This is a genomic window from Streptomyces sp. NPDC001858, from assembly GCF_053594615.1.
Genome location: NZ_JBSFEV010000098.1, coordinates 1 through 4,532, shown reverse-complemented (window position 1 = coordinate 4,532; position 4,532 = coordinate 1). Strand labels below are relative to the sequence as shown.

4 protein-coding genes are annotated in these 4,532 nt (G+C 67.4%); all 4 read right to left on the bottom strand.

What is annotated here, in order from left to right:
* Nucleotides 1-124: 124 nt before the first annotated feature.
* Nucleotides 125-1,744 (bottom strand): CotH kinase family protein, encoded by a 1,620-nt coding sequence (locus ACWCPF_RS45215; RefSeq protein ID WP_451050993.1) that lies wholly within the window; start codon nt 1,742-1,744, stop codon nt 125-127.
* Nucleotides 1,744-2,421, bottom strand: a complete 678-nt coding sequence (locus tag ACWCPF_RS45210) for a DUF4956 domain-containing protein (RefSeq protein ID WP_451050992.1) — start codon at nt 2,419-2,421, stop codon at nt 1,744-1,746. The genes ACWCPF_RS45215 and ACWCPF_RS45210 overlap by 1 nt, the downstream gene beginning before the upstream one ends.
* The gene (locus tag ACWCPF_RS45205; RefSeq protein WP_451050994.1) at nt 2,418-3,269 is read right to left on the bottom strand and encodes a VTC domain-containing protein; all 852 of its coding nucleotides are present in this window, start codon (nt 3,267-3,269) and stop codon (nt 2,418-2,420) included. The genes ACWCPF_RS45210 and ACWCPF_RS45205 overlap by 4 nt, the downstream gene beginning before the upstream one ends.
* Nucleotides 3,270-3,681: 412 nt before the next feature.
* On the bottom strand, nt 3,682-4,532 hold an 851-nt coding region (ilvC, locus tag ACWCPF_RS45200; RefSeq protein WP_451050991.1), incomplete at its 5' end, for a ketol-acid reductoisomerase.

The following is a 4,532-nucleotide window of genomic DNA, read 5'->3' as shown; positions in this document are numbered from 1 at the left end:
GTACTCGGCGACCTCGGTGTCCTCGGCGGCCAGCTGGTCCACGCCCACCTGCCAGGCGCGCGCGTCCTCGGGCAGCTCGCCCAGCGGGATGCCCGCCGTCGTGTCCACGTCACGATGCTCCTGGTCAGCCCGTGATCACCTGGTTGCTCGCCAGGCTCTTCGTGCGTGTGGTGACCGTGCCGCTCAAGGATTTCGCCGTGCTGGAGACGCCCGCTTCGTCCGCGCCGGCCTTCTTCGCCTGCGCGGCGAGGGTGTCCAGCGCGTCGATCGCGTACCCGGAGCCGTAGAACTGCTGGTACAGCTTCTTGTACGCGGCGTAGTACGAGGAGTCGAAGGCGTCCGCCGCGAGGAAGCGCTCCTTGAGGACGTTGCCGCCCCTGCCGCCGCCACCTCCGCCGCCCGGTCCGCCCTGCCCGGCGGCTTGTCCACCGGCGTCCTCGCCTTGCGGTGCGCCTTGCTGGGTTCCTTCCTGTGCCCCTTCCTCGGTTCCCTGGGCCGCACCGGGCCCCATCCCGCCGCCTCCGCCTCCGCCTGGGCCGCCGCCCATGCTCGTGCTGTCGTCGGGCCCGGTGGTGACCGTGCCGCTGAACGTCAGGTTGAAGTCCCAGCCCAGGACGGAGAACTTCTCGGTGCCGAGGTCGTACCAGAGCACGTAGTTGCTGCCCGGTCCGGCCATGTCGTCGAAGTTGAGGATCAGGTTCTGCGTCGCCACGTACTCCGCGAAGGAGTCCACGTCGACGTACCTGTCGAGGTCCTCGGCGAACTCCTCGTCCGACGCCTGGTCGATCCACTTCAGGAGCTTCATCACCGGTGAGAGGTCCTGGCTGCCCTTCATGTTGAGCTGCTTGAAGGACGTCTCGTACTCGGTGGGATCGTCGCCCACGTAGGCGAAGCTGCCGCCCGCGCGGGCCTTGTACGCCACGCCCTGGGTCGCGATCTCCGAGTCGACGAAGTCCTTGCTCGGGTTCTCGACCATGAGCCGGGTCACCGCCGGGCGGTCGTTGACCCTCATGGCGGTGAAGGTGAACTCCTCAGCCGTCTGGCCGGACTTCTCCATGAGGGACAGCGACAGCGCCTCGTTCAGCGGCAGGGCCTCGTCCACGCCGGGGCGCAGCGAGAGTTCGCGGTGGCCCTGGTAGGCGCGGCCCTCGACATACTCGTCGATGCTGATGAGCCAGGGCAGTTCCTCGGGCTTGGAGGCGGAGAGGTTGAACTGCGTCATACCGCCGCCGCCTCCTGCTCCGCCACCACCGCCTCCCATCATCCCGCCGCCCTGCCGGCCTTGTTGCTGGCCTTGCTGCTGGCCCTCCTGGCCCTGGGGGCCGGCCTGAGGGCCGCCGCCGCCCTGGCCGCCGCTGCGGAGGCTCTGGAGCGTGGAGTTGCCCTTGAGGCGGATGCCGACGTCGTTCAGGTACACGCCGTCGACGGTGAGGTCGGCCTCGATGTACTCCTTCTCGCCCTCGTCCTGGTACTTCTCCATCATGTCGTCGAAGTCGGTCTGGCTGTAGTCGAGTTGGATCGAGTGCGCCTGAGACGCGTCGAACAGGTCGACCGCTCCCGCGATGTTCTCGGTGATCTCGTCCGCGTCCGCCGTGGAGGCACTGGTCACGAACGGTGTGACGCGCACGTCCCCGAAGAAGATCAGCAGGACGGCCATCCCCGCGGCCAGCAGACCGGCCGGCTTCCAGTGGTGGCGCAGCCGCAGCGGAACGCGGTGCACCAGCCGCTTGCGGGGGGCCGCCATCAGAGGTCCGTCTGGTCGTAACCGGTCAGCACGGTCACGCGCTGCCCCATGGTGCGTTCCTGAAGGGCGGCGACCAGCTCACCGGGCTCATGCCCCTTCTTGATCCGGACGGTGTAGAAGACCTCCGTCAGGGTTCCGCCGCGGATGGACTCGGTCGAGACCAGCTCGAACTCGTCGGTGTGGCGCAGGAGTACGTCCTGGATCGCGTGGGTGTAGTCCTCGCCCGCGGGGACCTGGACCTTGACGACCTGACGCTGGACGTTGAGGGCGAACCAGTCGAACTTGCTCATCGCCAGGATGACCAGGGTGATCACGACACCGCCGACCGCGGCCAGAGTGTAGAAGCGGGCGCCGCAGGCCATGCCGATGGCCATCGCCAGGAAGATGAAGCCGACGTCCCGTGTCTCCTTGACCGCGTTGCGGAAGCGGACCACGGACAGCGCGCCGACCAGGGAGAAGGCGCGGGCCAGGTTGGAGCCGACGACCAGCATGATCAGCGCGACGATCATGCCGACGATGACCAGCGTCTGGACGTACGACTGGCTGTAGGAGACGTTCTTGTGCGTGGCCCGATAGACGTAACCGATCATCGTGGAGAGCACGAAGGACAGGGTCATGGCGAGCACGATGTCGGTGACGCTGAACGTGCCGCTCAGGTCCTGAAGGTCGAGATTCACGAGTGGAGTGCCTCCGTGGTGCGATGTGCCGTGGGGGACGTGGGGGAAGTCGGGGACGCGGGGGTGGGAATGCCGACGTGCGCCGGGAGCGGGTCCTCGTCCCGGACGTGGAAGACGGACCTGGGGGCCAGGCCGAACGCCTCGATGCTCTGGACGTACTTGGAGACCCGGATCAGGCTCAGGTTGCGCTTGGCCGCCAGGTCGGTGATCCAGTAGGGGGTGCGCTCGTTCACCTTCACCTCCATCACCGTCATGCGCGGCGGGATGATGAAGCGGTTCTCGGGGTTCGCCGTGCCGAAGTGGAAGTCCCGGTCCCGGCCGCGGATGCGGCGGTCGAAGGTGACGCGCAGCCCCAGGTCCTGGTCGCGGCCCACCAGCGCCTCGCGCTGGTAGCCGGTGATGGCGGTGGGCTGGAGGTTGAGCCTGACCACCAGTTCCAGGACCTCTTCGACGAACGCCCGCTCCTTCGCGGAGTGCTCGATCAGCCGCCGCTCGTCGCAGAGTTGGCGGGCGGTGGCGTACGGCAGGGTGATGCGCCGCTTCTGGGTGACCCGGTTGACCCGCTGCTTGATCTCCACGCAGACCGGGGAGTCGTCGGTGACGCCGTCCAGGTCTCCGTAGTGGCGGATGCGCAGTTTGCGGCGGAACTTCAGGCCCTCGATCTTCTCCCAGTAGAAGCGGAGTTGAGGTGTGTCGTAGTACAGGCTCCACACGCCGTAGCCGCCGACCGGGCTGTGCAGATCACGGTCCATCCGCTCGCCCAGCTCGTCGCGGATCTGCGCCGCCTCCTCCACCGGCACCAGGTACTTCAGCTCGTACCGGTTGAAGGCATGGAGTCTGCTGGCCACCCGCAGCACTTCTTCGTCCGCGACCGTCGGCGGTGATCCTCCCGCCGTCGTGGGCGCCTTGTCGCCTCCGGTGCCGCCGTCGCCCGGACGGCGGCGCTTCAGCCAGCCAGCCATGACTCCCCTTCAGATAGTTGGCGATCAACCCCCTCCCTGTAAGGAACCGGTAAGAAATGAGAGACCGATGAAGGCCGTCTCTGAACGCAATGAGTACTCAACATGAACACACGGTTAATGAAGATGATCCCGATGTGGGCAGCCGAAGCTGCCCCGCCCCGGCGTCGTCGGATCTGGCCGTGAGCGGGGTGGGGCAAAGTCGGCAGCGCCCCGCAGGGGCGCGGGGAACTGCGCGACCAGCCACGACGGCGCCGCACCGAAACGACGGCGCATCGCGGCGGCACTTCCAGCGGAGCGCTTACTCCTCGTTGACCCACGACATGAGCTTGCGGAGCTGCTTGCCCGTGGTCTCCAGCAGGGACTCGGCGTCCTGCTGCTTGTACTCGTTGTACTTCTTCAGGCCGCCGTGGTACTCGTCCATCCACTGCTGGGCGAAGCTGCCGTCCTGGATCTCGGCCAGGATCTGCTTCATCTCGGCCTTGGTGGCGTCGGTGATGATGCGCGGGCCGGTGATGTAGTCGCCCCACTCGGCGGTCTCGGAGACGCTCCAGCGCATCTTCTCCAGGCCGCCCTCGTACATGAGGTCCACGATCAGCTTCAGCTCGTGCAGGCACTCGAAGTACGCGATCTCCGGCTGGTAGCCGGCCTCGGTCAGCGTCTCGAAGCCGGCCTTCACCAGCGCCGTCGTGCCACCGCACAGCACGGCCTGCTCACCGAACAGGTCGGTCTCGGTCTCCTCGGTGAACGTCGTCTTGATGACGCCCGCGCGCGTGCCGCCGATGCCCTTGGCGTAGGAAAGGGTCAGCGGGAAGGCCTTGCCCGTGGCGTCCTGCTCGACGGCCGCGATGCAGGGAACGCCGCGGCCCTCCTCGTACTGACGGCGCACCAGGTGCCCCGGGCCCTTGGGGGCGACCATGCAGACGTCGACGCCGGCCGGGGGGTTGATGAAGTCGAAGCGGATGTTCAGGCCATGGCCGAAGAACAGCGCGTCACCGTCCTTCAGGTTGTCCTTGATGGACTCCTCGTAGACCTGGGCCTGGATCGGGTCCGGCACCAGGATCATGATGACGTCGGCCTCGGCGGCGGCCTCGGCGGGCGTCACCACGCGCAGGCCCTGCTCCTCGGCCTTCGCCTTGGACTTGGAGCCCT

What these genes read in the sequence shown, in the direction of transcription:
- ACWCPF_RS45215 (WP_451050993.1), bottom strand. Translation starts at nt 1,744, where the DNA reads ATGGCGGCCCCCCGCAAGCGGCTGGTGCACCGCGTTCCGCTGCGGCTG.